Raw genomic sequence first — 24,212 nt, forward strand, 5'->3', positions numbered from 1 at the left:
ACCCTGATACGAATAGGCAATGCTCGAAGACAAATCGGCATAGGTGGCCTGGTTTGCGATAGCTACCATGGCACCACATCTACTTGTCGGAGATCGCCATGATCAGCAGAAAAACCCTATTCATCACTGGGGTCAGCAGCGGCTTCGGCAGCGCTTTGGCGCAAGAAGCGCTTGCAGCGGGCCATCGCGTCATCGGCACCGTTCGCAGCGAAAGCGCCTTGCAAGCCTTTCAGGCTCTCTCGCCGGACAGTGCTCATGGGGTCATCCTCGATGTAACGGACTTTGACCGTATCGACAGCGTCATTGCGGAGGTTGAAGCAACCCACGGCCCGGTCGATGTGTTGGTCAACAATGCCGGTTACGGACATGAGGGCATTCTCGAGGAGTCGCCCCTGGATGAGATGCGTCATCAGTTCGACGTCAATGTCTTCGGCGCGGTAGCAGTGACCAAGGCGTTCCTGCCTTATTTTCGCAAACGTCGGGCCGGTCACATCCTCAACATCACGTCCATGGGCGGCACCATCACCATGCCGGGTATCGCTTACTATTGCGCCAGCAAGTTTGCTCTCGAAGGTATCTCGGACACACTTAGCAAAGAGCTGCGCCCTTTCAACATCTTCGTCACGGCGGTGGCGCCCGGTTCGTTTCGCACTGACTGGGCAGGACGTTCGATGCAACGCACGCCGCGAAGCATTGCCGACTATGACGCCAGCTTCGACCCGGTACGTAAGGCTCGCGAAGAAAAGAGCGGCAAACAGCTGGGCGACCCGCGAAAAGCAGCGCAAGCAATGTTGCAGGTCATTGCCAGCCCGACGCCGCCGGCACACTTGTTGTTGGGCAGCGATGCATTGAGCCTGGTGCGTGACAAGCTTGCCAGCGCTGCCAGTGAAATAGATCAATGGGAAGCGTTGACCCGTTCAACCGACGGCTGATCGGCAAGCACAGGGGGCATTAATGACTCAGGTCGACACACGCACCTCGCGCATGGTGCAGTTGATGGCAAAGCTCGCTCCGCTTGAGGGCTACAACTTGAGCGCGCTGGAGGATGTGCGCTTTTTGCGTTCCAACCGCCCGCTGACCCGTACTCCGGTTTTGTACGACCCCGGCATCGTGATCCTGTGCCAAGGGCGCAAGCGCGGCTACCTGGGCGATGATGTCTACCTTTACGACGCCCAGCATTATCTTGTGGTCTCCGTCCCCGTTCCGTTCACCATGGAGACCGACGCCAGCGAAGCGGAGCCGATGCTGGCGGTCTACATGCGCCTGAACTTCCAGCTGGCCAGCGAGTTGCTGCTGCAAGTCGATGAAGCGCTAGGACCCAATGATGCCCAACCCAAGGGCATGTACGCTTCGCCCATGGACGACTTGTTACGCACCTCGACGCTGCGTTTCCTTGAAGCCATGAGTCGGCCAGGCGATGCGCCAATACTCGGCCCGTCGCTGATGCGGGAAATCTACTACCGCATCCTGACGGGCGAGCAGGGTGGCTCGATGCGCGCTGCGCTCAATCGCCAGGGGCACTTTGGCAAGGTCACTCGGGCCATTCGCAAGATCCACAGTTGCTACCAGGAGCACCTGGATGTGGAGTCTCTTGCCCAAGAAGCAAGCATGAGCGTGCCCAGCTTTCACCTGCATTTTCGCAGCGTGACGGACTCGTCCCCGATGCAATACTTGAAGTCGACGCGCTTGCATCAGGCGCGATTGCTGATGCTGCACAACGCGATGACCGCTTCGGCTGCGGCGTTCAATGTGGGCTACGAAAGCGCCTCCCAGTTCAGTCGCGAGTTCAAACGCTTCTTCGGCCGAACGCCACAGGCGGAGATTGAGTGGATGAAGGCGACTTATGCATTGCCTGCGCCGTCTACGCCATCGCTCTATGTGTCGTCGCATTAGAGCCATGAAGGGGGCGCTGTCATTTCTGAAGTTTATGTAGGACGAGTCAAAGCTCTGTAGGAAGTCTTGTTGGAAAGCTTTGCTGTTGGGGCGTTTATAAGGTTTCAGCGTCTCCATGAGCGATCTTGGGAAGGGGTAACTATACCGGTCCGCGAAGTTACTACGCGTTTTTGCAGACCGTTCAACTGCAAGGCGAACACGGCAGCGCGTTTGGCTACAAGACCGTCAACACTGAGTTCTCGGCTGGATCATTGCCCGAGCGACCGGTCGCAACGTTTGATGCGTTGGCCGCGTATTTGTCCAAGTTGCCAAAGAGACACTGAACCGCTGCGAGTTCGACAATTCGGTCACCCTGTGAAGCCTTGTCAGAAATACAGGTTTTCAAAATCAAGAATCTGGAAGTTCAGTTGGTGATCTGTGCGCAGAAACTTCCTACTTGGCTTAGGGAGTTTGCCTGCTTTTGCTGTCCCCTTTGCTGGTTAAGTGACTGGTATCGTCTGACTGACACCTGCGGTCCTCAGTGATCATGCTTGCAGCCCTTGTCCGTCCTGTCTTTGGGACGCTGGTTTCGTTCCTCTGACGTGTATCTGGCGTTGGTATGGCGAAACGGTGAAAGTGAGCAGAGCATCGTCATGACGCCCTATGAGAAAGCCATCGAAGACGCAGCAATCAAGTTTTCTAAAGAGAACCGCGCGCGGTTGGCCAGAAGCATTGCAGATACAAACGTGTTTCCCTCGGAAACGTCTCCTCTCACAGTATTTATGGCCGGTTCACCTGGTGCAGGTATAACCGAAATATCGAAAGCGCTGGTTGATGTGCTCGAACAGGGCACTGATAGCGTTGAGGCAAAGAAGATTCTACGGATTGATCCTGACGATTTCAGGCGTTTGATTCCAGGATACTCAGGTACAAACTCATACCTCTATCAGCGGGCGGTGACCCATATATTGGAGCGAGTTTTAGATCGCGTTTTTGAAAAACATATCTCGTTCCTGCTCGATGGAACGCTCGCCAATATTCAGGTCGCCAAGAGAAACTTCGATAGAGTGCTGAGTAATCAACGGATCGTCCAAGTCATTTTTGTCTATCAGGAACCGCAACTCGCCTAGCAGTTTGTTCAGGCAAGAGAGATCACTGAAGGGCGAAATATCCCAATGGATGTATTCGTGGCACAGTTTCTTGCCGCGAGAAGGAACGTGGTTGAGCTTCGTAGATTTTACGGTGGGCAATTTTTCGTCGATTTGATTATCAAAAATACAGACGGTACAGCGACATGTTTTGAAGGCGGTGTCACCGCGGAGCAGATTGACGCTCTCATTCCCGACACCTATGATCGGTTCGAGCTTCTAGAGCTGTGATCCGGAGTAGACATCCATGAGTGCAGCTAATAACGGGGCATCCAGCCCTCTCGTTGATTTTTTCACCAAGGCGTCCGCGCAGACCAAGCGGGATGTCTACAACGCTGTGATTAGCAAGGCTATTGCTTCTCAAAGGGATGTCATTGAGAAGGCAGAGGCTATCAAAAAGGCAAATGCAGCGTCCTGGAAAAATGCCTGAAGACTAGTGGTGACAGAATGCCGAAGCCCAGCTAATGCTGGGCTTTTTTGTTTTCATCCTCCCTGACGATTGAGAAGGGGGCAAAACTTTATCAGGAAGGAATATCCATGATCACCACCACAACCCACGCCATCGAAGGTCGCCAGATCACTGCCTACCTGGACATTGTCAGTGCCGAGTCCGTGCAGGGCGTTAACGTTATCCGCGACATGTTTGCCGGGATGCGGGATTTTTTCGGTGGGCGTTCTCAGACGTTGGAGCGGGCGTTGAAGGAAGCGCGGATTCAGGCGACTGACGAGATCAAGGAGCGGGCACGAGCGCTTCAGGCGGACGCGGTGGTGGGGCTCGATTTCGAAATCAGCATGCCGGCCGGCAAGGGCGGGATGGTGGTGGTGTTTGTGACAGGGACAGCGGTCAAATTGAAGTGAGTCGGTCTGCATGATCGCTCGGTGTTTTATCGGCCGGCATGCGGGCCATTCGTCGGGCATGCAAAAATCTGAATTACAAGTCCGGTAATGACCGGCTAGTCTCAAAAGCCTTGGTGGTCGATATTTTTCAGGCAAAGGGCTTTGCCGGTGTCGACCCTTTTTGAGAGGGGAAGAGGTATGGCTGATCCGTATATCGAAGACGACGGGGCTGAATTTCCAATCAACAATTGCGTTAAATGCGGCCAGACAGAGTATGTGGCGGGCTTCGGGGAAGACCCGGTCCAGACCAGTAAAGTGAAATCCACGGTGCCCAGAGGACCGAAGGCGAAATTTCTGCCGAGAGTGGCGGCGCACTCCAGGAAGTAACCGTTAATCGGACGAGCCCCGCCATTGAGCGGGGTTTTTCATTTTTGCAGTACCGATTATCGGTTGAAAACCGGGCTGCAGATGCTCGGTGGTGGTAGCGGGCTATTTTTCACAAACTTTTCACACCGTCGTCCGTAGGCTCAAACCATCCGTTAGAAAGCAGTACCTGGCCCGTTCCCCAGCGGGCTTTTTTTTGCCTGCGATAAAACCTTTTCCATAGAAGCTGTCCAACCGTCGCTAATTGCGAGGTGCGGAGGTTTTTGTGTGGACGTTTCGCGCGCTAAAGCATTCAATCCCCGCCTTTCGTTTATCCCCCTATTTTTGAGGTTTTCGTCATGCGTTTAACACTGCCTGCACTGGTTCTTGGGCTTCTGGTTGCTCAAGGTGCGATGGCTGCCAGTGATGGCACCGCGGCAATCGGCGGCGGTCTGGGTGGCGCTCTGGGTAATGTGGTCGGCCAAAGCATGGGTGGCAGCACCGGCGCAGCGATTGGTGCGGGCGTAGCGGGCGCAGCCGGCAGTGCTGTTGCAGCAAAAAAAGGCCACCGTACTTCCGCTGCCATTGGTGGTGGCGTTGGCGCGGCCGGTGGTTCGGTGATCGGCAATAGCTTGGGTGGCAAGAGCGGTTCCACCATTGGCGCTGGTTTGGGTGGTGCTTTGGGCGGCGGCGTTGGCAGCAACCTGGCCAAAGGTCACAAGCGTCACTGATCCCGTTCGATCCGCATCGAAGAGCCCGGCTAAACGCCGGGCTTTTTCGTTAATGAACGATTCTTTGAGCCAAGCCTCAAAGGTCGTATACCCCCGAAGAACAAGAGGCGTCCCATGACTCCGGTTAACAACGGCAAAAAGTGTAGAAACACCAGCGTTCGAAGTTTGGCGCTGTCTGCGTTTGTGGTTGGACTGTTAGCGGCCCAAGGTGCGATGGCGGCTGGCGACGGCACCGCTGCAGTGGGCGGCGGTCTGGGTGGTGCGTTGGGTAACGTCGTCGGCGGACAGTTGGGCGGCAGCACAGGCGCCGCCATCGGCGCCGGCGTTGGTGGTGCGGCAGGTAGCGCAGTCGGCGCGAGCAAAGGCAATCGCAACGAGGCAGCTATTGGCGGTGGTTTAGGTGCGGCAGGCGGCTCGGTAGTTGGTAACAGCCTCGGCGGCTCGACCGGGTCGACCATCGGCGCGGGCCTTGGTGGTGCCGCGGGTGGTGCAGTCGGGAACAACCTGGGCGACGACGGTAATAATGGCAGTTCACATTCCGGCCACGGAAACGGTCACAAGCATAAGCACAAAAACAAGCATCACTAAGACGCTCTCAAATAGAAACCCGGCCAGGCGCCGGGTTTTTTGTGTCTGTGCTTCGCAAACCGGAACGATTGGCCACAGGCAGTCTCGAACTTCATACACCCCCCAATATTGCGAGGCATGCCATGACTCCGGAAACCGAAGGCAAAGAACAAAAAGGCCCGAGCGGGCTTCCGTTCATCAACGACCCAGGCAACGAAGATCCGGGTTCACTCATGGACGACGCCACGGTGCCCCTCAACGACTCTGACGACGCGGGCGACGTGGGGAACCTCGAGTACGAAGAAGAGGATGAGGACGTAGATTGATGTGTTCTGTTTGACCGATCGTCTCTCTGATAGAACAAACAACCCCACATCACCCCTCGAACTATCAGGGCCTGCTTTTCAGGCCCTTTGAGAGGTGCTTATGAACGCAGATCCGAAAGACACCGAAACCGACGACACCCCTGAATACCCGCTTCCTTCACCGACCGATTCGTTGAGTCGCAACCAACGTCCACCGGATGACGATACGGCGGTGGAGCAAGTGCCCGCTGATGATGTGAGGCGCGGTGATGTCGAGGCCGATCCTGAAGATCCGGACATTGCTGGTGAGGATTATTCGGGTGAGCCGAGCTGAAAGCCGCCCGTCGATTGTGTTGCACCTTTAAAAAGAGAGTGCTGCCAGATCTGGTATGCACCTTTTTTAAAGGAGATGCGTCATGGTCAGTTCAAAACTCACAGCCCTGACTATTGCGGGGCTGTTGTGTGTTGGCTCGTTGAGTGCGTTTGCTCAATCCAATGGGAATGATGCGCCTGTGGATAAAGGGGGGATGCCTCCGTCGACTGAAATGAATGCCAACTCTGCGGATGGTAATGCGTTGCCGCCTGGGAGTATTAATGGTGGGAATGGGGGTGATGCGAATGGGAGTAGTACTAGTCCGGGGAAGGGGAGTGGGGCGGTGAGTGGTGGAAGTGGGGCTGGAGGATCGGACAGCTCTGGAGAAGAGGCTGATGGGAGAAAGAAAGGGACCGGTAGTTAAAGCGGTAATAATAAAGCCCGGGTAATGCGCCGGGCTTTTGGTGTTTAGTTACGACTAGTCCTCATCCTGGGTTTTTTCAGTCTCAATCCATTTTTTATAAAAGGCTCGCTGTTTAGCTGAGTCGTTAGTTAAGTTCTGCTCGTCGTAATCGAATATGTAAATCACGTCATCGAATGATGAAGCTTTACCCAGAGTTAATTCGTATGCTTTCAACCCAAGAGACATCTGTGATGACATGCTGGACGTATGAACATTTACTTTTGATCCTTTGCATAGGAATTTTATTCCAGTGTTATCTTCTCGTGTTCGAGCGAAACATCTATAAAAATCAGAGTCCGAATAGGTTTTTGATAACCCGTTTTGCATCGTGAATATTATGGTTACGTCGCCGTTTCCAGCTTTGTTGTCGCATGTCAATCGAGCTATTTCTTTAATTTCATTGTTTTCAATCGTTATGTCTACTGTCCATATCATTTTTTAATTATCCTGTTAGGGTTTAGTATGGAGTAACCAAACTCTTTACCATTATCAAGAATTAGGGTTGCTCCAAGTACATCCTCTTTTTCAATGCGACTTGGAATGGCAATTTCTTTTTCTCTATCAAACTCGTACAAAGATCCTAGTTCTATCTTTAGATCGTGTCCGGGGATTTTGTTGAGTGTGTAGAGATAGCCCGTTTTTGTGTTGTATTCAGTGGCGAAAAATTTCCCGGCTTCCCTAGAAGTGGATGTGCTAATAAAATTGCTCGGTGGATCCCGACTGTCTAATGAGTGTAGTAGTAGGTCGTTGCTTTTTCCTTTGCTTTTAAAACCATTTTCAAATACATCGTGAGGTTCTCTTTCGTCCCCGCGATATAAGTAGTCGTCCTCTTTTTTGGGTTTTGGTAGTTGGGGTTCACGATTTTCAATCGCTATCTTACTAGCCGGATCCTCCTCCCCAAACCCCGGCCGTTTACACCCATCCGCCCCAGGACACTCATTCAACCCCAACGGATCAACCCACCCCGTAGGATTCCGCGTGTACTGATACCCGTTCAACCCACCCTTTAACCCACTCGGATCCGGCGTCAAATACCGCCCCACATCCGGGTTGTAGTAACGATGCCGGTTGTAATGCAGCCCCGTCTCCGCATCGAAGTACTGCCCTTGAAACCTCAATGGTTGATCCAACACCTGATGGGTATCTCGGTTCAGTCGGGTCAGGCGGCCGTAGGCGGTGTATTGCGCGGCCCAGATGATGTCGCCGCTGTAGTCGGTGAGTTCTTGCGGGGTGCCGAGGTGGTCGAGTTGGTAGTAGAACGGGCAGGCCTGGCGGGGGCCTTTGCCGTCGAGCATCGCGAGTGGGCGGAAGGTGCCGGGTTCGTAGAGGTAACTGCGGTGGTGGTCCTGGCTGTGTTCGGCGATGAGGTGGTCGCCTTGCCAGAAAAACTCGGTGGTTTTGCCGTCGACGGTTTTGGCGATGCGGCGGCCGAAGGCGTCGTAGCGGTAGGTCGCGCAGGTGCCGTTGGGCAGCGTGGCACTGATTAGCCGGTGCTGGCAGTCGTAGCGGTATTCGGTGACGAGTTTTTGCCCGGTGCCGCGGCGCTCGCGTATCAGGTTGCCGAAGGTGTCGTAGTCGAAGTGGCGGTCGCCTTGCATCAACAGGCGATTGCCTTTGACGGCGGTCGGGCCGGGGCGATCCTGCATCAGCAAGTTGCCCGCGGGGTCGTGGGCGAAGCTTTCGGGTTGTTGATCGCGGGAGTGGCGGACGCGGATCAGGCGGTTGAGCGGATCGTATTGGTAGTTGCGTTGGCCGTGGCGGGTGTCCGCGATGGTGTCGAGGTTGCCGTTGGCGCTGTAGGCAAAGTCGCGCCGATAAAGCGATTGCTGGTTTTGGCTTACAGCGTGGGCCTTCAGTCGACCTTGTTCGTCGTGGTCGTATTGGCTGTGTAACAAGCCTTGCTGGCGCTGTAGTTCGCGGCCGAATTGATAGGTGTGGCTTGTGAGACGGGTGCCGTTGAGGTCGATGGCTGTCAGTGCACCACCCTTGGTGCGGTGGTAATCGATTTTGCTGTTGTCAGGCAGGCGCAGGTGGTCGAGTCGGCCGCACGCGTCGTAGCCATAGCGCAATGTGGCCCAGCTCTGGTGCTCAGTGATCAGCCTGTTCTGAGTGTCGTATTCGAATTCCAGCGGGTGATCGTGGTTGTCGTCGACGCTGACCAAGCGGCCCAGGCTGTCGTAGTGGTATTCGACGTTGATGCCGTCGGGCAGGGTTTTGATCAGCAGGCGACCGGCCGAGTCCCGTTGGTAACGGGTCATCAGTTGCGAGCCGTCATCGCCGAACTCGATTTTTTCCAGCAGATGACCATTGAGGTCGTAGGCATATGCCGTGCGTCGACCGTCAAACCCGACTTCCTGTCGGATCAATCCACCCACCGTGTAGTCCAGTTGATGGTGTTCGCCGGACTCGTTCTCGATTTCGGTCAGCAGCAGCCGTGCGTTGTCATAGCGATAGTGCAGATGCGTACCGTCGGGGTTGATCCGGCGGCTGACCAGGTGCAGGTCATCGTCGTACTCAAAGCGCGTGATTCGCCCCAGTTCATCGCGTTCGGCGGTGATTTTGCCGTAGGCGTTGTAGCTGAAGGCTCGGCTCGCGCCCGTAGGAAGCGTCGTCTGGAGCAGTCGGCCGACGGCGTCCCATTGGTAGTGAGTGACAGCGCCATGTTCATCCTGACGGGAAATCTGCCGTCCGAGAGCGTCGTAGGAAAACCGCCGCTGGCCGCCGTCCGGCAGGGTTTCCTCGATCAGTTGCCCGATAGCATCCCGAATGAACACATGACGGCTGCTGTCCGGATAACGGATCGATGCCAGTCGTCCTTGAGCGTCGTAGTGGTAGTGAGTGATCTGGCCGTCGGGGTCGATGGATTCAGTGACATCGCCCTGAGCATTGCGTTGATATGTCCAGACCGCCTGACCGCGATAGCGTGCATGCAGGAAACCGTTGCGGTATTCGTAGGACGTTGGCTCATCTTCAGGTGGAATCAGCGCAATCAGCCGCCCGAGATCGTCGTAGCGGTATTGAGTAATCGCCCCCAGTGGCCCCTGTTCGGCAATCAGCTGACCCTTGTGGTCATAAGTCTTGAGGTGCTCGGCGCCATCCGCCCCGACCCGGCGCACCAACCGCGCCGTATCGTCATGGACGTAAACTTCCTCGCTGCCATCGACGTTTTTAACCCGCACTGCGCCGTTGTCGTCCCAGGCATAGCGCGTATCCATTTGCGCGAACGTCGCCCAGTGCCTTATGCATCGGGCCGCTTTGCCGGACCGCTCCCACTCCCAAAAGAAACTGGCTCCACCGGCCAGTTGCCGCTGGAGAATCACGTGTCGGTCGTCGTAGTCGTACCGTTCGCTTTCCCCGGCGGCATTGGTCGCTTCGATCAGCCGCTGTCGGGCGTCGTAGCGGTAGGCGATCAGCGTTTGCTCGGTACGCCAGGCGTCATCCGCCGTATCGGCGGGATGAAATGACTGATACTCGACCGCGACGATGTGCCGACGCTCGTAGCGCAACAGCAGTGAACGACCGGCGCCGTTGTCGAGGCGCTGAATGCGATCCTGCCGGTCGCGGGTGATGTGCAGCCGGTTGTTATAGGCATCGCTGATCGCGGTCAGCCGGCCATTGCGAAAGTGATAGAACCGCACGGTCTCGCCAGCGAGGGCGAGTACCAGTTCCTCTGGTTGATCCCCTAAATAAATCGCCGCCCGCGACAGGCTGTTGTGAATGGCCGGGCGTTCCTGGCTGGGCAGCGGAAATGTCGTGCGGCGGTTTTCATGGTCGATCCAGACGACGTGCTCTGCGTCCAGTTCCAACCGGTGCGCCAGCGAATGACTCCAGCCCCAGCCCAGCCCGCAATCGATTTCTACAGCGCTGCTTCGGTACAACCGGGTAAACGCAAACGGCAGCAAACCGTTGAGCGATCCATCGTCCAGGGTCAGCAGTTCTTCACCGGTGACCATCGACACCGGGCAGCCATTGGTGCAGGTCAGTGGCCCGCAATCGGCACTGTCGCCGTTTGGGTTTTTCGCCTGCTCTGAGGCGTCGTCACGCTGTTCGTGCCGGCCCAGGCGGGTCTTGGCTGCGGATTTGTTGCGAGCAATGGCGACCGGGTTGTCCACCAACACAACCGGCGCTGAGCCCGCGCTAATCTGCAACGGCACCGCAGGCGCAGGGTTCAGTGGAGCCGTGCGGATGTTGACCGCGAGAGGTTTGAGTACACCCGCATGGGGCGTAAGATCGGATAGGACGGCCAGACGCAAACCCGCGGCTGCCAGCCACTTACGCGCTCGCTCCGATTTGATTTTGCTCAGCACTTTGACACTGATACCGACCCTAAGTCCTACAGACCCCGTGAAGCGTGCCAACAGGAGTCCGATCAATATCGCTGTACGAATTTCTGCCACAACTTCGGCGATGTGCTGCGGTGGCATCATCCGCAGCCAACTGGTGAACGCCGCCAGATGGATGAACATCAACGGCTCGTCACTCAACACCAGCAACAGATTGGCTATCGATTCAGTCGAGGCCTGCAGCAGCGTTTCAAGTTCGACTTCGGTCAGGTATTCAAGGAGTTTTTCGCTGTTGGCCTGCAGGTCGGTGATCAGCTCGTAAATCTGCTTCACGTCATCCCACAAACCGTTCAGCGACTTTTCGAAACCGAGCCAGTCAGCTTGTTGCAACAGGCCGTAGCGCTTGAGGAATCCGGCTTGCGAGTACTCGGCCCATGAAGCCTCGAATTCAGTCGTCCACTCGTTGCGCAGCCAGTCTTCCAGGCCGTCGATGACGCCTTGATAGGAGGCGTACAGCGCTTTGACATGATCGGTGGAAACATTGGGGAAGAAGGTGATGCGGTAACGTTGACCGCGCTCGCAGTCGGGGATTTCGAGAATGCCGCTGGGGCCGATCTCATGGTTGACCGGATCGCCATAGGTGCCATCAGCGTTCAACGGTTCGAGCATCACCGGCGTATTGCCAATCGGCACGAATCGCGCCGCATCGAACATGTGCACCAGCGTCAACGGGCCGCTGGCCGGGCATGCCCCGACGGTGGAGCTGACAGGCGCAGTGGAATGCTTTGGCGCGGCCAGCCGGACTTCATTGCCGACCTTGAACACCTGCTCGATATCCAGCGCCTTGCCGGTCCAGAAACTCTCCGCCCAGGCGTCGTAGTCGTTGAGGCACAGTCGAAAGTCAGCCAGCACCCCTTCGACATTCGGCTGCTCAGGGTCCATGGCGGCGACCACCAGCAAGCCGATGGCGTTATTCAAGGCCAGTACCTCGTCAGGTACGAACATTCGCAGTCCCTCGCGCAGATCAAATGTGAGCGCGAGACTTTGCTTGGGATCAGCGGGTAAAGAAGTCAGGAAAAGAGGCGTTTTATGTAGGGAAAGTCGCTAAATGACGATCAGCACTTTTTGTAACGGTCGGGCATTGCCCGTTGCTCAATGTCAGCCGCGCTCGCTATGCTGCTGAATCCTTTAATCGATCACGGACCCGGCCACACCTGAGCCGTCTCTGGGATGTCATTAGAAAACGGACCCGATGCGATGAATGCACCGCTCAATCAGTTCGGCCCGATCAAGGCTGTGATTTTCGACATGGACGGCTTGTTGCTGGACACCGAGGGCATTTACACCGAGGTCACGTCGCTGATTGCCGCGCGTTACGGTCGGGTTTTCGACTGGAGCATCAAGCAAAACATCATCGGCCGTGGGGCCGGTGATCTGGCGCGCTATGTGGTCGAGGCGCTCGATCTGCCGATCACCGCCGAAGAGTTCCTGGTGATCCGCGAGCCGTTGATGCGCGAGCGTTTTCCTGCCGCGCTGGCGATGCCGGGCGCTGAGGAATTGGTGCGGCACTTGAAGGCGAACAACATTCCGATTGCAGTCGGCACCAGTTCATCGCGGCAGTCGTTCGGTCAGAAAACCACGTTGCACCGTGACTGGTTTGCGCTGTTCGATTTCGTCGTAACGGCCGATGACCCGGAAGTCGGCGCAGCCAAGCCGGCGCCGGATATTTTCCTCACCGCCGCGCGGCGCCTGGGCGTTGCGCCTGAGGACTGCCTGGTGTTTGAGGATTCGCCGTTTGGCGTCACCGCGGCGAAAGCGGCGGGGATGACCGCGATCGCCATCCCGGACGCGGCCATGGCTGATGAAAAATACGCACATGCCGATGGCATTCTTCGTACGCTGAAGGCGTTCATGCCAAGTGCGTGTGGTTTACCGGCCCTCGAATGGGCTTGAAGTGACAAACAAACAAAAACGCCGGCAACCTGTTAAAGGTTGCCGGCGTTTTTGTTTCAATCAAACCGTGGATCAGGCGCCGAAACCACCGTCGATGGTCAGGCTGGCCCCGGTGATGTAACCGGCTTCCGGTCCGACGAGGTAGGCAACGAAGCTGGCGATCTCTTCGGCTTTGCCGTAGCGACCCACTGCCATCAACGGGATCAGGCTTTCCGCGAAGTCACCGTCAGCCGGGTTCATGTCGGTGTCGACCGGGCCGGGCTGCACATTATTGATGGTGATGCCGCGTGGGCCGAGGTCACGGGACAGGCCTTTGGTCAGGCCGACCAGCGCTGCTTTGCTCATGGCGTACGGGCCACCACCGGCGAAGGGCATGCGGTCGGCGTTGGTGCTGCCGATGTTGATGATGCGACCGCCCTCGGTCATGTGTGCGGCGGCGGCCTGGGTGGCGATGAACACGCTGCGTACGTTGATGGCGAGGGTTTGGTCGAAGTCTTCGAGTTTGAAATCTTCCAGTGGCGCAACGGCCAGCACGCCGGCGTTGTTGACCAGGATGTCCAGGCGACCGAAGGCTTTAACCGTGGCGCTCACGGCGTTTCGGATCGCTTCAGCGTCGGCGCTGTCCGCCTTGATGGCCAGGGCTTTGCCGCCGCTGCTGGTGATGCTGTTTTGCAATTCTTCGGCTTTGGCCGTGGAGCTGACGTAGGTGAAGGCAACGGTTGCGCCTTCAGCGGCCAGGCGTTTGACGATGGCTGCGCCGATACCGCGGGAACCGCCTTGAATCAAAGCCACTTTGCCGCTGAGGTTCTGAGTAGTCATAACGATCTCCAAAGTCCCGAGGCGAGATGCCTCGGTTGATGGAGCCTAGTATCGATTGAGGATCAGGCGCTGTGTAGACGGTAAGTGCGATAGTCTGTGTAAACCAAAAGTTTATAGTGGCGCGTATGGAAACCTTCAGCAGTATCGAATGCTTTGTTCGCAGCGCCGAGGTCGGCAGTTTTGCCGAAGCCGCGCGGCGCTTGAGCCTGACCCCGGCCGCGGTGGGCAAGAGTGTGGCAAAACTCGAAGCACGGCTCGGTGTGCGGCTGTTTCAGCGCAGCACGCGCAGCCTGACGTTGACGGAGGCCGGTCAGCTGTTCCTCGGCGAGGTCAGTTCCAGCCTGCACACGATCCAGAATGCCGTGGCCAATCTGGCGAGCGCCGAAGGCCGACCGGCGGGGACGCTGAAGGTCAGCATGGGCACGGTGTTCGGGCGTTTGTATATCGTGCCGTTGCTGGGAGAGTTTTTGCGGCGCTTTCCGGCGATCAATCCGGACTGGCATTTCGATAACCGTCAGGTCGATTTGATTGCGCAGGGCTTCGATGCGGCCATTGGCGGCGGCTTCGAACTGCCCCAAGGGGTGGTGGCACGCAAACTGACGCCGGCGCATCGGGTGTTGGTGGCGTCAGCCGGTTATCTGGAGGCGCATGATGCGATCGCCGAGCCCGATGACCTCAAGTATCACGACGGCATCCTGATTCGTTCGCCGCAGACCGGTCGAGTGCGCTCCTGGCAGTTGACCAGTCGCACGCAGCAACACAGTCCGCTGACGCTGAAGGCGCGAATGACCATGAGTGATTCGGAAGCCGCGTGCGCGACGGCGGCCCAGGGACTGGGGATTGCGCTGGTAAGCATGCCGTTCGCCTCGGGGTTTCTGGAGAACGGGAAGCTCCAGCGGGTGCTGCCAGACTGGTATGTCGACGATGGCAATATTTCGATCTATTACGCGGAACACAAACTGTTGCCGGGCAAGACCCGGGCGTTTGTGGATTTCATCATCGAGCAGTTTGCGGAGCAGGGATTGGGGCGCAGGTTTAGTGCGGTTTGAGCCTGGCAGGAAACCGAGGTGCTGCCATCGCGGGCAAGCCCGGCCCACACAGAACTTGTGGGAGCGAGCCTGCTCGCGAAGATAGACTCACGTTCAACATGGATGGCGCCTGACACGACGCCTTCGCGAGCAAGCTCGCTCCCACATTGGGATCTCTACAAGGCTCGGGATCAGGCCTTGGACTTGCTGATGATATTCCCGGCATGCAACCCGCATTCTTTCTGCGTCGCCTCTTCCCACCACCAGCGACCTTCGCGCTCATGCTGGTTCGGCAGCACCGGACGGGTGCACGGTTCGCAGCCAATGCTGATGAACCCGCGCTCATGCAGGCTGTTGTAGGGCAGCTCCAGCATGCGGATGTAGCCCCAGATCTCTTCGCTGGTCATTTGCGCCAGCGGATTGAATTTGTACAGGGTGCGTTCCGGGGTGGAGAACGCGGTGTCGATTTCCAGCACGGCAACGGCGCTGCGGGTGCCGGGGCTCTGGTCGCGGCGCTGGCCGGTGGCCCAGGCGGTGACGCCGGACAACTTGCGGCGCAGCGGCTCGATCTTGCGGATGCCGCAGCATTCGCCATGGCCGTCCTTGTAGAAGCTGAACAGGCCTTTTTCCTTCACGAAGGGTTCAAGTTTCGTGTAGTCCGGCGACACCAGTTCGATGTCGATCTTGTAGTGCTCACGCACCTGATCGATGAAGCGGTAGGTTTCCGGGTGCAAACGGCCGGTGTCGAGGCTGAACACTTTGACGTTCTTGTTCAGCTTCCAGGCCATGTCTACCAGCACCACGTCTTCGGCGCCGCTGAAAGATATCCACAGGTCATCGCCAAACTCGGCGAACGCGAGTTTCAGGATGTCCTGGGCGGATTTGTTGGCATAGGTCGTGGCGAGTTCCACGACGTCGAACGTTGGGCTCATCAGGGCGGCTTCCTACAGGTCGGTGGCGCTTGGCGCTCTATATGGCTGCGATGGTAACAAAATCCTGCAGCCACTGGCGCGCCCTCTGCGTTGCGCCGGTCAGCCCGAATCGCTAGAGTTCGGCAGTCTTTTTGCTCGCTCGACTCAATAATCAATACAAATGGGAGTGTCTTGTGGAAATTGCCTGTCTGGATCTTGAAGGTGTACTGGTCCCGGAAATCTGGATCGCTTTCGCCGAAAAAACCGGGATCGAATCGCTCCGGGCCACCACTCGGGACATTCCCGATTACGACGTGCTGATGAAGCAGCGCCTGCGAATCCTCGATGAACACGGCTTGAAACTCGCCGACATCCAGGAAGTGATCGCCACGCTCAAGCCACTCGATGGCGCCATCGAGTTCGTCAACTGGCTGCGCGAGCGCTTTCAAGTGGTGATTCTGTCGGACACGTTCTACGAATTTTCGCAGCCGTTGATGCGCCAGCTGGGCTTCCCGACGTTGCTGTGCCATCGCTTGATTACTGACGATTCCGGTCGGGTGACCAGCTATCAGTTGCGTCAGAAAGATCCCAAGCGTCAGTCGGTTTTGGCCTTCAAGAGCCTTTACTACCGGGTGATCGCGGCGGGGGATTCCTACAACGACACGACAATGCTGGGTGAGGCGGATGCGGGGATTCTGTTCCATGCGCCAGACAACGTGATCCGCGAGTTTCCGCAGTTCCCGGCAGTGCATACGTTTGAGGAGTTGAAGCAGGAGTTCATCAAGGCTTCGAATCGGGCTTTGAGTTTGTAGTCGTCCGGCAGGACGCTTTCGCGAGCAGGCTCGCTCCCACATTGGATTGCATTTCAACTGTGGGAGCGAGCCGGCTCCGGGCGGCGTTACGACGAAGCTTTTAGAGGCTTTGCAGGGTATCGAGCAGGATTTTGACCTTGGTTATCGATTCCTGATACTCGGCCTGCCACTCGGAGTCAGCGACGATCCCGCCGCCGCCCCAGCAACACACCTGCCCATCCTTGACCAGCAAGCTGCGAATCGCGATGGAGCTGTCCATCTCGCCGCGCACATCCAGATACAGCAATGACCCGCAGTACAATCCGCGCCGGGTCGGCTCGAGCTCGTCAATAATCTGCATCGCCCGAATCTTCGGCGCACCGGTGATCGAGCCTCCGGGGAAGCTGCCGGCGATCAGGTCCAGCGCATCGCGGTCATCCGCCAGTTCACCGGTCACGCTGCTCACCAGGTGATGCACATTCGGATAGCTTTCCAGACTGAACAACTCCGGCACCCGCACCGAACCGATGCGGCAGGTGCGGCCGAGGTCATTGCGCAACAGGTCGACAATCATCAGGTTTTCCGCGCGATCCTTGGGGCTGGCCAGTAGTTCGGCGGCGTTCGCTGCGTCTTCGGTGGCGGTCAGGCCGCGAGGGCGGGTGCCTTTGATCGGCCGGGTTTCCACCTGCCGTTCGCTGACTTTGACGAAGCGCTCCGGCGACAGGCTCAGTACCGCGCCACCCTCGGGCAGGCTCTGGAACCCGGAAAATGGCGTCGGGCATGCGGCGCGCAACGCGACGTACGCCGCCCATGGATCACCTTGGCACTCAGCCCGGAAGCGCTGGGCGAAGTTGACCTGGTAGCAGTCACCGGCCTGAATGTAGTTCTGAATGCGTTCCAGCGCCTGGCGATATTGGTCGGTGCTCAGGTCGGCACGCATCGGCGCTTTCAATGTGAAAGGTTCAACGGCGTTTGCGGTCGGCTGGCTGAACAGTGTGATCAGACGCTGGCGCTCGCTGTCGATCAACGACGGGTGAAACACCAGTTGACTGGTTTTTACGTGGTGATCGCTGATCAGGGCCCAGTCGTACAAGCCGAAACGCGCGTCGGGGAGTTGCAGGTCGTCCTGCGCCTGGCTCGGCAGGTGTTCCAGGCGCCGACCGAAGTCGTAGCTCAGGTAACCGATCAGGCCGCCGGCGAAGGGCAGTTCATCAGGAACCGCCGCTTCACCGAGGCGTGTCAGATTCTCGCGCAGGCGTTGCAGGAAGTCGCCGCCGCTTTCGTCGGGCAATACAGCCAATTGCTCCAGCGGCCAGGCGCTAAGCAAATCAAAACGGCCGCGCTCTGCGGTCGGCCGACCGCTATCCAGCAGCACGGCGCCGGGGGCATGACGAATCGCCGCGAAGTAGTCGGCGGGGTTGGCGCGATAAGGAAGCGGGTGTACGGAACAGGTCAACATGGGCGGGGCGGGTCAGCCATCGAGGCGGGGTGGCGATTGTAGTCCTCTGCAGGATTTGCTCCTAGAGGGGATGTCGGTGTTGGGTAGATTGGAGGCAGGGTTGGGGGCTGTAGTGGCTGGCAGTCAGTCTTCGCGAGCAGGCTCGCTCCTACAGGGGATCTTCGGTGCGACATAGACCCAGTGTGGGAGCGAGCCTGCTCGCGAAAGGGGCGACTCGGTCTCTGATCAGCCCTCAATCGCCGGAATATGCCCAAACATCTCCTGAACAAACTCCACTCGCTCTTTCACCGTCTCGGTAACTCCGCGAGCCTTCAATTCTTCCAGTCGCGCTTCAACCGCATGCGTACGCAACGTCAGCCCACAATCGTTGGCAATCTGGATGTTCAACCCCGGCCGGGCATTGAGCTCAAGGATCAACGGGCCTTTTTCCTGGTCCAGCACCATATCCACGCCGATGTAACCCAACCCGCACAGCTCATAACAGCCGGCCGCGAGTTTCATGAAGCCATCCCAGTAGGGCAGTTGCACGCCATCGACGGCGTTGGTGGTGTCCGGGTGTTTGGTGATGATGTTGTTCAGCCAGGTGCCACGCAATGTTTCCCCGGTCGCGAGGTCGACACCGACGCCGATGGCGCCCTGGTGCAGGTTGGCCTTGCCGCCGGATTGCCGGGTCGGCAGGCGCAGCATGGCCATCACCGGGTAGCCCATCAGCACGATGATGCGAATGTCCGGCACGCCTTCGTAGCTGATGCTCTTGAAGATCTGGTCCGGGATCACCCGGTATTCGATCAGCGCGCGGTCGCGGTGGCCGCCCAGGGAATACAGGCCGGTGAGAATGCTGGAGATGTGGTGCTCAAGCTCTTCGTGGGCGAGGATTTTGCCCGACACCGTGCGATAGCGGCCCTCGAAACGGTCGGCGACCACAATGATGCCGTCGCCGCCCGCGCCCTGGGCCGGTTTGATCACGAAATCGGTGCGGCCGCCGATGATCGAATCGAGGTTGTCGATTTCCTTCTCGGTGGAAATCACGCCATACAGTTCCGGCACGTGAATGCCGGCGGCAATGGCGCGCTCCTTGGTGATGATCTTGTCATCGACAATCGGGTACAGGCTGCGCTTGTTGTACTTGAGCACGTAGTCGGCGTTACGCCGGTTGATGCCCATGATGCCCCGGGCTTCCAGGGCCTTCCAGGTCTTCCAGAAACCGAACATCAGGCGTCAGCCTTCTTCAGGAACGCCTTGAATCGCACCAGTTCGGTCAGGCGGTAGCCGCGATAACGACCCATTGCCAGCATGAAGCCCACCAGGATCAACAGGATCGCCGGGAACGTGAACACGAAGTACACCAGTTCCGGCACGGTCATGATCAAGTGCGCCAGGGACGCCGCGAACAGGGTACCGATCGCCACTTTCATGGCATGTCCCGAACCGCGTTCTTCCCAGGTAATCGACAGGCGTTCGATGGTCATGGTCAAAATCACCATCGGGAACAGCGCCACCGACAACCCGCGTTCCAGGCCGAGTTTATGGCTGAACAGGCTGATGGCCGCGATCAGCACCACCACGAAGGTCAGCACCACCGACAGCCTCGGCAGCATTTGCAGCTTCAGGTGTTCAAGGTAGGAACGCAGCGACAGCCCCAGCGCCGTGATGATCGTAAACAGCACGATGCCGAAGCCGAGCTGGGTTTCGCGGAAGGCGAGGGCGATCAGCACCGGGGTAAAGGTGCCGAGGGTCTGGATGCCGATCAGGTTGCGCAGGATCAGGATCACCAGCACGCCAATCGGGATCATCACCATGATCATGAAGGTCTGCTGGGTTTGCAGCGGCAAGCCGTACAGCGAGTATTCGAGGAAGTTGGCGTCGGTGTTTTCGTCGGTCAGCTTGGCCAGGCGAATGGCGTTCATTTCGCTGTTGTTCAGGCTGAAGGTCACGTTGGCTTTTTTGCCGCCATCGACGGTGATCAGGTTTTCGTCGCCGGTCCACCACAGCAGGCGGTCGGTCGGCAGGCCTTGCTCACCGGTTTCCGGGTTGAAGTACAGCCAGTCAGTGCCATTGAAGCTGCGCAACCACAGTTCAGGCAGTTGCGGCTGGTCGGCCACCAGACGAATGGTGTGGACCTTTTCCACCGGGACGTGGGCGATGGACAAGACCAGCTCGACGATCCTGGCTTTGTTCGCAGTGGACGGGTCGCCGCCCAGCAGCAGTTTCACATTGTCGTCGCTGAGGTTGTTGACTCGCTTGATCGCTTCGCCGACGAAGGTTTCGACGTCGGCCGAGTGCTGGCGGATCGGCGCGAGCAGGGCTTCGGCGGCGACTTTTTCCGCGCCTTCGACAGCGATGCTGTCGCGGAAGGTCGGGCCTTTGACCTTGGATTTTTCGCCGGAGTAACGCTTGGTCAGCACCAGGCGGTAATAAAGGGTCTGATTGCCCTTGGCCCGACGCGCCGACCAGGTGACCTTGCGATTGCCGTCGACCCGGTTCACCGCCACGCCGTAGTTATTGGAAATGAAGCTCTCGTTGAGGCTGACGAAGTCGCGGCTCAGGGGCGGCACGAACATCTGGATCTTGACCGGGTCCTTGGCACTGGCGACGAACTCGACCTTGGCGTCGATGTTCCACAAGTCGTCGGTGGCGTCTTCGGTCACGGGAATGCCGAGCACGAAGATCTGATAGGCCGTAACTGAAATGCCCAGCACCACCAGGATGGCGATCAGCAATTTCAGATGGAGGGTAAGAGAGCGCATTGGAATTACTCTGCGGTATGTACGTCGGTGGCGCAGGCGGGTTTGCCAGCGGCGTATTTAAGACTGGGGTCGACCAGCGCGTCGAAGCGCTTGAGCGCTTCGGAGCCAATCAACAGCGGGTATTGGAAGGCGCTGCGGTCGGTCAGGTTCACTTCGATGCTGCGTAATGCCGAACCCATGCAGATGTCGAGCTCGATCACCGGACGGGCCGTGTACTTCTTGCCTTCATCCGGATCGTAGTCACCGGCCCGGCGCTTGATCTTGCTGACTCGGGCCAGTGGCCGTTCGATCGGGTGCGAATGGGCGGTGTCGATAGCCAGGTAAAAGCGCACCCAGGACTCGCCATTGCGTTTGAAGCGTTTGATGTCGCGGGCACTCAGTGAGGCGGTCTTCGCCCCGGTGTCGAGTTTGGCCGCGACTTCAAGGTCGATGCCGTCCAGGGAGGCGTACTCGTTGAGGCCGTACACCGTCTTTTCCCCCGCCGCGGCAAAACCGGGCAGACACAGTAGATAAAGGAATGTCGGGAAGGGCTTGAGTCTCATAAATCCTGGCGCGCAGCGGTCCGTACGTCGATTCAAGGCCCTGGCATTGCTGCGCAAGCTCCCTCGTATGCCTATCACCTGTTTGTGACAAACAGTGCAGATGTCACAAACAAATGCGGGCGGCATTCTAGCACGGTGGTTTGCTGGCGCCAGCGCTGGCAGGCGGCTATAAACCACTGTGCTGCTTTGTTATGGTGCGGCGGGTTATTAGACGATTGTCGACAATATCGAATTATCCTTTGACTGTGCCGCCTGTTTTCGCTAGTTTTTGCGGCATCAGCTTTCAAGGTGTCGACAATATGTTGGATCAACTGGATCCCCCGCTCATTACCCAAGACGATTCGGAGACACTTTCCGAAAACGTCTTCCGGCGTATTCAGGCGGCCATCGTCAAGGGCGAGATCGCCCCGGGCAGCAAGATCTCCGAGCCAGAGCTGGCGCGCACCTACGGCATCAGCCGCGGGCCGCTGCGCGAGGCGATCCACCGCCTCGAAGGCCAGCGCCTGCTGGTGCGTGTGCCGCATGTCGGGGCACGGGTGGTTTCGCTCAATCATGCCGAGTTGCTGGAACTCTACGAGATCCGTGAATCCCTTGAAGGCATGGCTTGCCGCCTGGCCGCCGAGCGCATGACCCTCGAAGAAATCGACGAACTGCGCCGCGTCCTCGAAACCCATGAGCGTGACGAAGCGTTTCAGGCCGGGCGAGGCTACTACCAGCAGGAAGGCGATTTCGACTTCCACTACCGGATTATCCAGGGCAGCGGCAACCGCACGCTGACTCAAATGCTCTGTGGCGAGCTGTATCAACTGGTGCGCATGTACCGCATCCAGTTTTCCACCGTACCCAATCGCCCGCACCAGGCATTTGCCGAGCACCACAGAATTCTCGATGCCATCGCCGACCGTGACGGTGAGCTGGCCGAGTTGTTGATGCGCCGCCACATCGGCGCCTCCAAACGCAATATCGCCCGTCATTACCAGGACGGCGCTAACCCGACAGCCAAACGAGGTGAGTCATGAGTTTGAACAAGAGCACTCCAGGCCAGCGTTTCCGCGATGCGGTCGCCAGCGAGCATCCATTGCAAGTGGTCGGCGCGATCAACGCCAACCACGCGTTGTTGGCCAAGCGCGCCGGTTTCAAGGCGATTTACCTGTCCGGTGGCGGTGTGGCCGCGGGCTCCCTCGGCGTGCCGGATCTGGGCATCACTGGCCTGGATGACGTGCTGACCGACGTACGTCGCATCACCGACGTCTGCGACCTGCCGCTGCTGGTGGACGTGGACACCGGTTTCGGTTCCTCGGCGTTCAACGTCGCCCGTACCGTGAAATCGATGATCAAGTTCGGCGCTGCCGCCGTTCACATCGAAGACCAGGTCGGCGCCAAGCGTTGCGGCCACCGTCCGAACAAAGAAATCGTTTCGCTGCAGGAAATGGTCGACCGCATTAAAGCCGCGGTGGATGCGCGTACCGATGACAGCTTCGTGATCATGGCGCGTACCGACGCCCTGGCGGTCGAAGGTCTGGAATCTGCCCTGGATCGCGCGGCTGCGTGCATCGAGGCCGGCGCCGACATGATCTTCCCGGAAGCCATCACCGAACTGGACATGTACAAGCTGTTCGCCAACCGTGTGAAAGCGCCGATCCTGGCCAACATCACCGAATTCGGCGCAACGCCGCTGTACACCACCGAGCAACTCGCCGGTGCCGATGTATCGTTGGTGCTGTACCCGCTGTCGGCTTTCCGCGCGATGAACAAAGCCGCGGAAAACGTCTACACCGCCATCCGCCGCGACGGCACGCAGGCGAATGTCATCGACACCATGCAGACCCGCATGGAGCTTTACGATCGCATCGACTACCACACCTTCGAGCAGAAGCTCGATGCGTTGTTCGCCGCGAAGAAGTAAGTCGATTTACTCCCTAACAAATTCAAGAAACTGGAGACAGCAATGGCCGAAGCAAAAGTACTCAGTGGCGCCGGGCTCCGTGGTCAGGTTGCCGGGCAAACCGCACTGTCAACCGTGGGTCAATCGGGCGCTGGCCTGACCTATCGTGGCTACGACGTTCGCGAACTGGCGGCTGACGCGCAGTTCGAAGAAGTTGCCTACCTGCTGCTGTACGGCGAACTGCCGAGCAAAGCGCAACTGGACGCCTACGTCAGCAAGCTGAGCAAGCTGCGTGACCTGCCACAAGCATTGAAAGAAGTACTGGAGCGCATCCCTGCCGACGCCCACCCGATGGACGTGATGCGTACCGGCTGCTCGTTCCTGGGCAACCTGGAACCGGAGAACAACTTCTCCGAGCAACATGACAAAACCGACCGCCTGCTGGCCGCATTCCCGGCGATCATGACCTACTGGTATCGCTTCAGCCACGACGGCAAGCGCATCAACTGCGTGACTGACGAGCCGACCATCGGCGGTCATTTCCTGCACCTGCTGCACGGCGAGAAGCCGAGCGAGTTGCACGTCAAGGTGATGAACGTTTCGCTGATCCTCTACGCAGAACACGAGTTCAACGCGTCGACCTTCACCGCCCGTGTGTGCGCCTCCACGCTGTCGGATCTGTTCTCCTGCATCACCGCTGCCATCGGTTCGCTGCGCGGTCCACTGCACGGCGGCGCCAACGAAGCGGCAATGGAAATGATCGAGCGCTTCAGCTCGCCGCAAGCGGCGATCGAAGGCACCCTCGGCATGCTCGAGCGCAAAGACAAGATCATGGGCTTCGGTCACGCGATCTACAAAGACAACGATCCGCGCAATGAAGTGATCAAGGGCTGGTCGAAAAAACTCGCTGACGAAGTGGGCGACAAGGTGTTGTTCCCGGTGTCCGAAGCCATCGACAAGACCATGTGGGAGCAAAAGAAACTGTTCCCGAACGCCGACTTCTACCATGCCTCGGCGTACCACTTCATGGGCATCCCGACCAAGTTGTTCACACCGATTTTCGTCTGCTCGCGCCTGACCGGCTGGGCCGCTCACGTGTTCGAACAACGCGCCAACAACCGCATCATCCGCCCGAGCGCCGAGTACACCGGCGTTGAACAGCGCAAGTTCGTGCCAATCGAACAACGCTGAATGG

Annotated in this window: 24 protein-coding genes and 1 pseudogene; 18 read left to right on the forward strand and 7 right to left on the reverse strand. The window is 58.1% G+C overall.

Features of this window, described 5'->3' with window-relative positions; genetic code table 11:
* The first annotated feature begins 98 nt into the window (after positions 1-98).
* From AC07N8_RS03350 to AC07N8_RS03405, 12 genes and pseudogenes are all read left to right on the forward strand, one after another.
* Positions 99-932, forward strand: a complete 834-nt coding sequence (locus tag AC07N8_RS03350; RefSeq protein ID WP_493142210.1) for an oxidoreductase — start codon at positions 99-101, stop codon at positions 930-932.
* 22 nt (positions 933-954) lie between these two features.
* Complete coding sequence (locus AC07N8_RS03355; RefSeq protein ID WP_493142208.1) at positions 955-1,893, forward strand: AraC family transcriptional regulator; 939 nt, start codon at positions 955-957, stop codon at positions 1,891-1,893.
* Between the two features lie 137 nt (positions 1,894-2,030).
* A pseudogene (locus tag AC07N8_RS03360) lies at positions 2,031-2,170 on the forward strand (6-aminohexanoate hydrolase); the annotation flags it as partial.
* Between the two features lie 262 nt (positions 2,171-2,432).
* Positions 2,433-3,002 carry a zeta toxin family protein gene (locus tag AC07N8_RS03365; RefSeq protein ID WP_493142207.1) on the forward strand — a complete coding sequence of 190 codons (570 nt, stop codon included), beginning with the start codon at positions 2,433-2,435 and terminating at the stop codon, positions 3,000-3,002.
* Between the two features lie 57 nt (positions 3,003-3,059).
* A complete protein-coding gene (locus AC07N8_RS03370; RefSeq protein ID WP_493142205.1) occupies positions 3,060-3,251 on the forward strand; it encodes a hypothetical protein in 192 nt (63 codons plus the stop codon).
* 16 nt (positions 3,252-3,267) lie between these two features.
* On the forward strand, positions 3,268-3,450 hold the full coding sequence (locus AC07N8_RS03375) for a hypothetical protein (RefSeq protein WP_493142202.1): 183 nt from the start codon (positions 3,268-3,270) through the stop codon (positions 3,448-3,450).
* Between the two features lie 107 nt (positions 3,451-3,557).
* Complete coding sequence (locus tag AC07N8_RS03380) at positions 3,558-3,878, forward strand: YbjQ family protein (RefSeq protein WP_123434228.1); 321 nt, start codon at positions 3,558-3,560, stop codon at positions 3,876-3,878.
* Positions 3,879-4,055: 177 nt separating this feature from the next.
* The gene (locus tag AC07N8_RS03385) at positions 4,056-4,244 is read left to right on the forward strand and encodes a hypothetical protein (RefSeq protein ID WP_483843806.1); all 189 of its coding nucleotides are present in this window, start codon (positions 4,056-4,058) and stop codon (positions 4,242-4,244) included.
* Between the two features lie 335 nt (positions 4,245-4,579).
* Positions 4,580-4,951 (forward strand): bacteriocin, encoded by a 372-nt coding sequence (locus AC07N8_RS03390; RefSeq protein WP_483840299.1) that lies wholly within the window; start codon positions 4,580-4,582, stop codon positions 4,949-4,951.
* Between the two features lie 114 nt (positions 4,952-5,065).
* Positions 5,066-5,539, forward strand: a complete 474-nt coding sequence (locus AC07N8_RS03395) for a glycine zipper domain-containing protein (RefSeq protein ID WP_483840298.1) — start codon at positions 5,066-5,068, stop codon at positions 5,537-5,539.
* 122 nt (positions 5,540-5,661) lie between these two features.
* On the forward strand, positions 5,662-5,844 hold the full coding sequence (locus AC07N8_RS03400; RefSeq protein WP_027922531.1) for a hypothetical protein: 183 nt from the start codon (positions 5,662-5,664) through the stop codon (positions 5,842-5,844).
* 100 nt (positions 5,845-5,944) lie between these two features.
* Positions 5,945-6,157, forward strand: a complete 213-nt coding sequence (locus AC07N8_RS03405; RefSeq protein WP_493142198.1) for a hypothetical protein — start codon at positions 5,945-5,947, stop codon at positions 6,155-6,157.
* 873 nt (positions 6,158-7,030) lie between these two features.
* Here the strand turns inward: AC07N8_RS03405 and AC07N8_RS03410 are convergent.
* On the reverse strand, positions 7,031-11,887 hold the full coding sequence (locus AC07N8_RS03410) for an RHS repeat-associated core domain-containing protein (RefSeq protein WP_493142197.1): 4,857 nt from the start codon (positions 11,885-11,887) through the stop codon (positions 7,031-7,033).
* A 252-nt stretch (positions 11,888-12,139) separates the two neighbouring features.
* Between AC07N8_RS03410 and AC07N8_RS03415 the strand changes: the two genes are divergently transcribed.
* A complete protein-coding gene (locus AC07N8_RS03415; RefSeq protein WP_483840294.1) occupies positions 12,140-12,835 on the forward strand; it encodes an HAD-IA family hydrolase in 696 nt (231 codons plus the stop codon).
* Positions 12,836-12,907: 72 nt separating this feature from the next.
* Here the strand turns inward: AC07N8_RS03415 and AC07N8_RS03420 are convergent, their stop codons facing one another.
* Positions 12,908-13,654 (reverse strand): 3-oxoacyl-ACP reductase family protein, encoded by a 747-nt coding sequence (locus tag AC07N8_RS03420; RefSeq protein WP_140667164.1) that lies wholly within the window; start codon positions 13,652-13,654, stop codon positions 12,908-12,910.
* Positions 13,655-13,779: 125 nt separating this feature from the next.
* On the opposite strand from AC07N8_RS03420, the gene AC07N8_RS03425 reads away from it, so the two are divergent.
* A complete protein-coding gene (locus AC07N8_RS03425; RefSeq protein ID WP_493142194.1) occupies positions 13,780-14,703 on the forward strand; it encodes a LysR family transcriptional regulator in 924 nt (307 codons plus the stop codon).
* A gap of 170 nt (positions 14,704-14,873) precedes the next feature.
* On the opposite strand, the gene AC07N8_RS03430 is transcribed toward AC07N8_RS03425, so the two are convergent.
* The gene (locus tag AC07N8_RS03430; RefSeq protein ID WP_008027340.1) at positions 14,874-15,614 is read right to left on the reverse strand and encodes a phosphoadenylyl-sulfate reductase; all 741 of its coding nucleotides are present in this window, start codon (positions 15,612-15,614) and stop codon (positions 14,874-14,876) included.
* A gap of 173 nt (positions 15,615-15,787) precedes the next feature.
* On the opposite strand from AC07N8_RS03430, the gene thrH reads away from it, so the two are divergent.
* Complete coding sequence (gene thrH / locus AC07N8_RS03435; RefSeq protein ID WP_483840292.1) at positions 15,788-16,405, forward strand: bifunctional phosphoserine phosphatase/homoserine phosphotransferase ThrH; 618 nt, start codon at positions 15,788-15,790, stop codon at positions 16,403-16,405.
* 100 nt (positions 16,406-16,505) lie between these two features.
* On the opposite strand, the gene pabB is transcribed toward thrH, so the two are convergent.
* The 4 genes from pabB to rloA all read right to left on the reverse strand — a co-directional run bounded on the left by pabB (position 16,506) and on the right by rloA (position 21,132).
* Entirely contained in the window at positions 16,506-17,843 is a 1,338-nt protein-coding gene (gene pabB, locus AC07N8_RS03440; protein ID WP_493142191.1) for an aminodeoxychorismate synthase component I, read from the reverse strand.
* A gap of 225 nt (positions 17,844-18,068) precedes the next feature.
* A complete protein-coding gene (locus AC07N8_RS03445) occupies positions 18,069-19,055 on the reverse strand; it encodes an alpha-L-glutamate ligase-like protein (RefSeq protein WP_483840290.1) in 987 nt (328 codons plus the stop codon).
* Positions 19,055-20,590: an osmotic stress tolerance membrane protein RloB gene (gene rloB / locus AC07N8_RS03450; protein WP_483840289.1), complete on the reverse strand. Its 1,536-nt coding sequence runs from the start codon at positions 20,588-20,590 to the stop codon at positions 19,055-19,057. The genes AC07N8_RS03445 and rloB overlap by 1 nt, the downstream gene beginning before the upstream one ends.
* 5 nt (positions 20,591-20,595) lie before the next feature.
* Positions 20,596-21,132 carry a retropepsin-like aspartic peptidase RloA gene (rloA, locus tag AC07N8_RS03455; RefSeq protein WP_483840288.1) on the reverse strand — a complete coding sequence of 179 codons (537 nt, stop codon included), beginning with the start codon at positions 21,130-21,132 and terminating at the stop codon, positions 20,596-20,598.
* A 302-nt stretch (positions 21,133-21,434) separates the two neighbouring features.
* Between rloA and AC07N8_RS03460 the strand changes: the two genes are divergently transcribed.
* Genes AC07N8_RS03460 through prpC form a run of 3 tightly spaced genes read left to right on the forward strand, consistent with a single transcriptional unit; the run spans position 21,435 to position 24,208 of the window.
* On the forward strand, positions 21,435-22,151 hold the full coding sequence (locus AC07N8_RS03460; RefSeq protein WP_483840327.1) for a GntR family transcriptional regulator: 717 nt from the start codon (positions 21,435-21,437) through the stop codon (positions 22,149-22,151).
* Positions 22,148-23,038 carry a methylisocitrate lyase gene (prpB, locus tag AC07N8_RS03465; protein ID WP_483840287.1) on the forward strand — a complete coding sequence of 297 codons (891 nt, stop codon included), beginning with the start codon at positions 22,148-22,150 and terminating at the stop codon, positions 23,036-23,038. The genes AC07N8_RS03460 and prpB overlap by 4 nt, the downstream gene beginning before the upstream one ends.
* Positions 23,039-23,080: 42 nt before the next feature.
* Positions 23,081-24,208 carry a bifunctional 2-methylcitrate synthase/citrate synthase gene (gene prpC, locus AC07N8_RS03470; protein ID WP_493142188.1) on the forward strand — a complete coding sequence of 376 codons (1,128 nt, stop codon included), beginning with the start codon at positions 23,081-23,083 and terminating at the stop codon, positions 24,206-24,208.
* Positions 24,209-24,212: the final 4 nt, after the last annotated feature.

It is taken from the genome of Pseudomonas sp. GW821-FHT10C09, from assembly GCF_059415465.1.

Excerpts from the sequence above, each read along its gene's own strand:
- AC07N8_RS03355 (WP_493142208.1), top strand. The coding sequence starts at position 955 with ATGACTCAGGTCGACACACGCACCTCGCGCATGGTGCAGTTGATGGCA.
- prpC (WP_493142188.1), top strand. The coding sequence starts at position 23,081 with ATGGCCGAAGCAAAAGTACTCAGTGGCGCCGGGCTCCGTGGTCAGGTT.
- AC07N8_RS03400 (WP_027922531.1), top strand. The coding sequence starts at position 5,662 with ATGACTCCGGAAACCGAAGGCAAAGAACAAAAAGGCCCGAGCGGGCTT.
- AC07N8_RS03425 (WP_493142194.1), top strand. The coding sequence starts at position 13,780 with ATGGAAACCTTCAGCAGTATCGAATGCTTTGTTCGCAGCGCCGAGGTC.
- rloA (WP_483840288.1), bottom strand. The coding sequence starts at position 21,132 with ATGAGACTCAAGCCCTTCCCGACATTCCTTTATCTACTGTGTCTGCCC.
- AC07N8_RS03445 (WP_483840290.1), bottom strand. The coding sequence starts at position 19,055 with ATGTTCGGTTTCTGGAAGACCTGGAAGGCCCTGGAAGCCCGGGGCATC.
- prpB (WP_483840287.1), top strand. The coding sequence starts at position 22,148 with ATGAGTTTGAACAAGAGCACTCCAGGCCAGCGTTTCCGCGATGCGGTC.
- AC07N8_RS03420 (WP_140667164.1), bottom strand. The coding sequence starts at position 13,654 with ATGACTACTCAGAACCTCAGCGGCAAAGTGGCTTTGATTCAAGGCGGT.
- AC07N8_RS03385 (WP_483843806.1), top strand. The coding sequence starts at position 4,056 with ATGGCTGATCCGTATATCGAAGACGACGGGGCTGAATTTCCAATCAAC.
- rloB (WP_483840289.1), bottom strand. The coding sequence starts at position 20,590 with ATGCGCTCTCTTACCCTCCATCTGAAATTGCTGATCGCCATCCTGGTG.
- pabB (WP_493142191.1), bottom strand. The coding sequence starts at position 17,843 with ATGTTGACCTGTTCCGTACACCCGCTTCCTTATCGCGCCAACCCCGCC.
- AC07N8_RS03375 (WP_493142202.1), top strand. The coding sequence starts at position 3,268 with ATGAGTGCAGCTAATAACGGGGCATCCAGCCCTCTCGTTGATTTTTTC.
- AC07N8_RS03390 (WP_483840299.1), top strand. The coding sequence starts at position 4,580 with ATGCGTTTAACACTGCCTGCACTGGTTCTTGGGCTTCTGGTTGCTCAA.
- AC07N8_RS03405 (WP_493142198.1), top strand. The coding sequence starts at position 5,945 with ATGAACGCAGATCCGAAAGACACCGAAACCGACGACACCCCTGAATAC.
- AC07N8_RS03415 (WP_483840294.1), top strand. The coding sequence starts at position 12,140 with ATGAATGCACCGCTCAATCAGTTCGGCCCGATCAAGGCTGTGATTTTC.
- AC07N8_RS03410 (WP_493142197.1), bottom strand. The coding sequence starts at position 11,887 with ATGTTCGTACCTGACGAGGTACTGGCCTTGAATAACGCCATCGGCTTG.
- AC07N8_RS03395 (WP_483840298.1), top strand. The coding sequence starts at position 5,066 with ATGACTCCGGTTAACAACGGCAAAAAGTGTAGAAACACCAGCGTTCGA.
- AC07N8_RS03350 (WP_493142210.1), top strand. The coding sequence starts at position 99 with ATGATCAGCAGAAAAACCCTATTCATCACTGGGGTCAGCAGCGGCTTC.
- AC07N8_RS03380 (WP_123434228.1), top strand. The coding sequence starts at position 3,558 with ATGATCACCACCACAACCCACGCCATCGAAGGTCGCCAGATCACTGCC.
- AC07N8_RS03430 (WP_008027340.1), bottom strand. The coding sequence starts at position 15,614 with ATGAGCCCAACGTTCGACGTCGTGGAACTCGCCACGACCTATGCCAAC.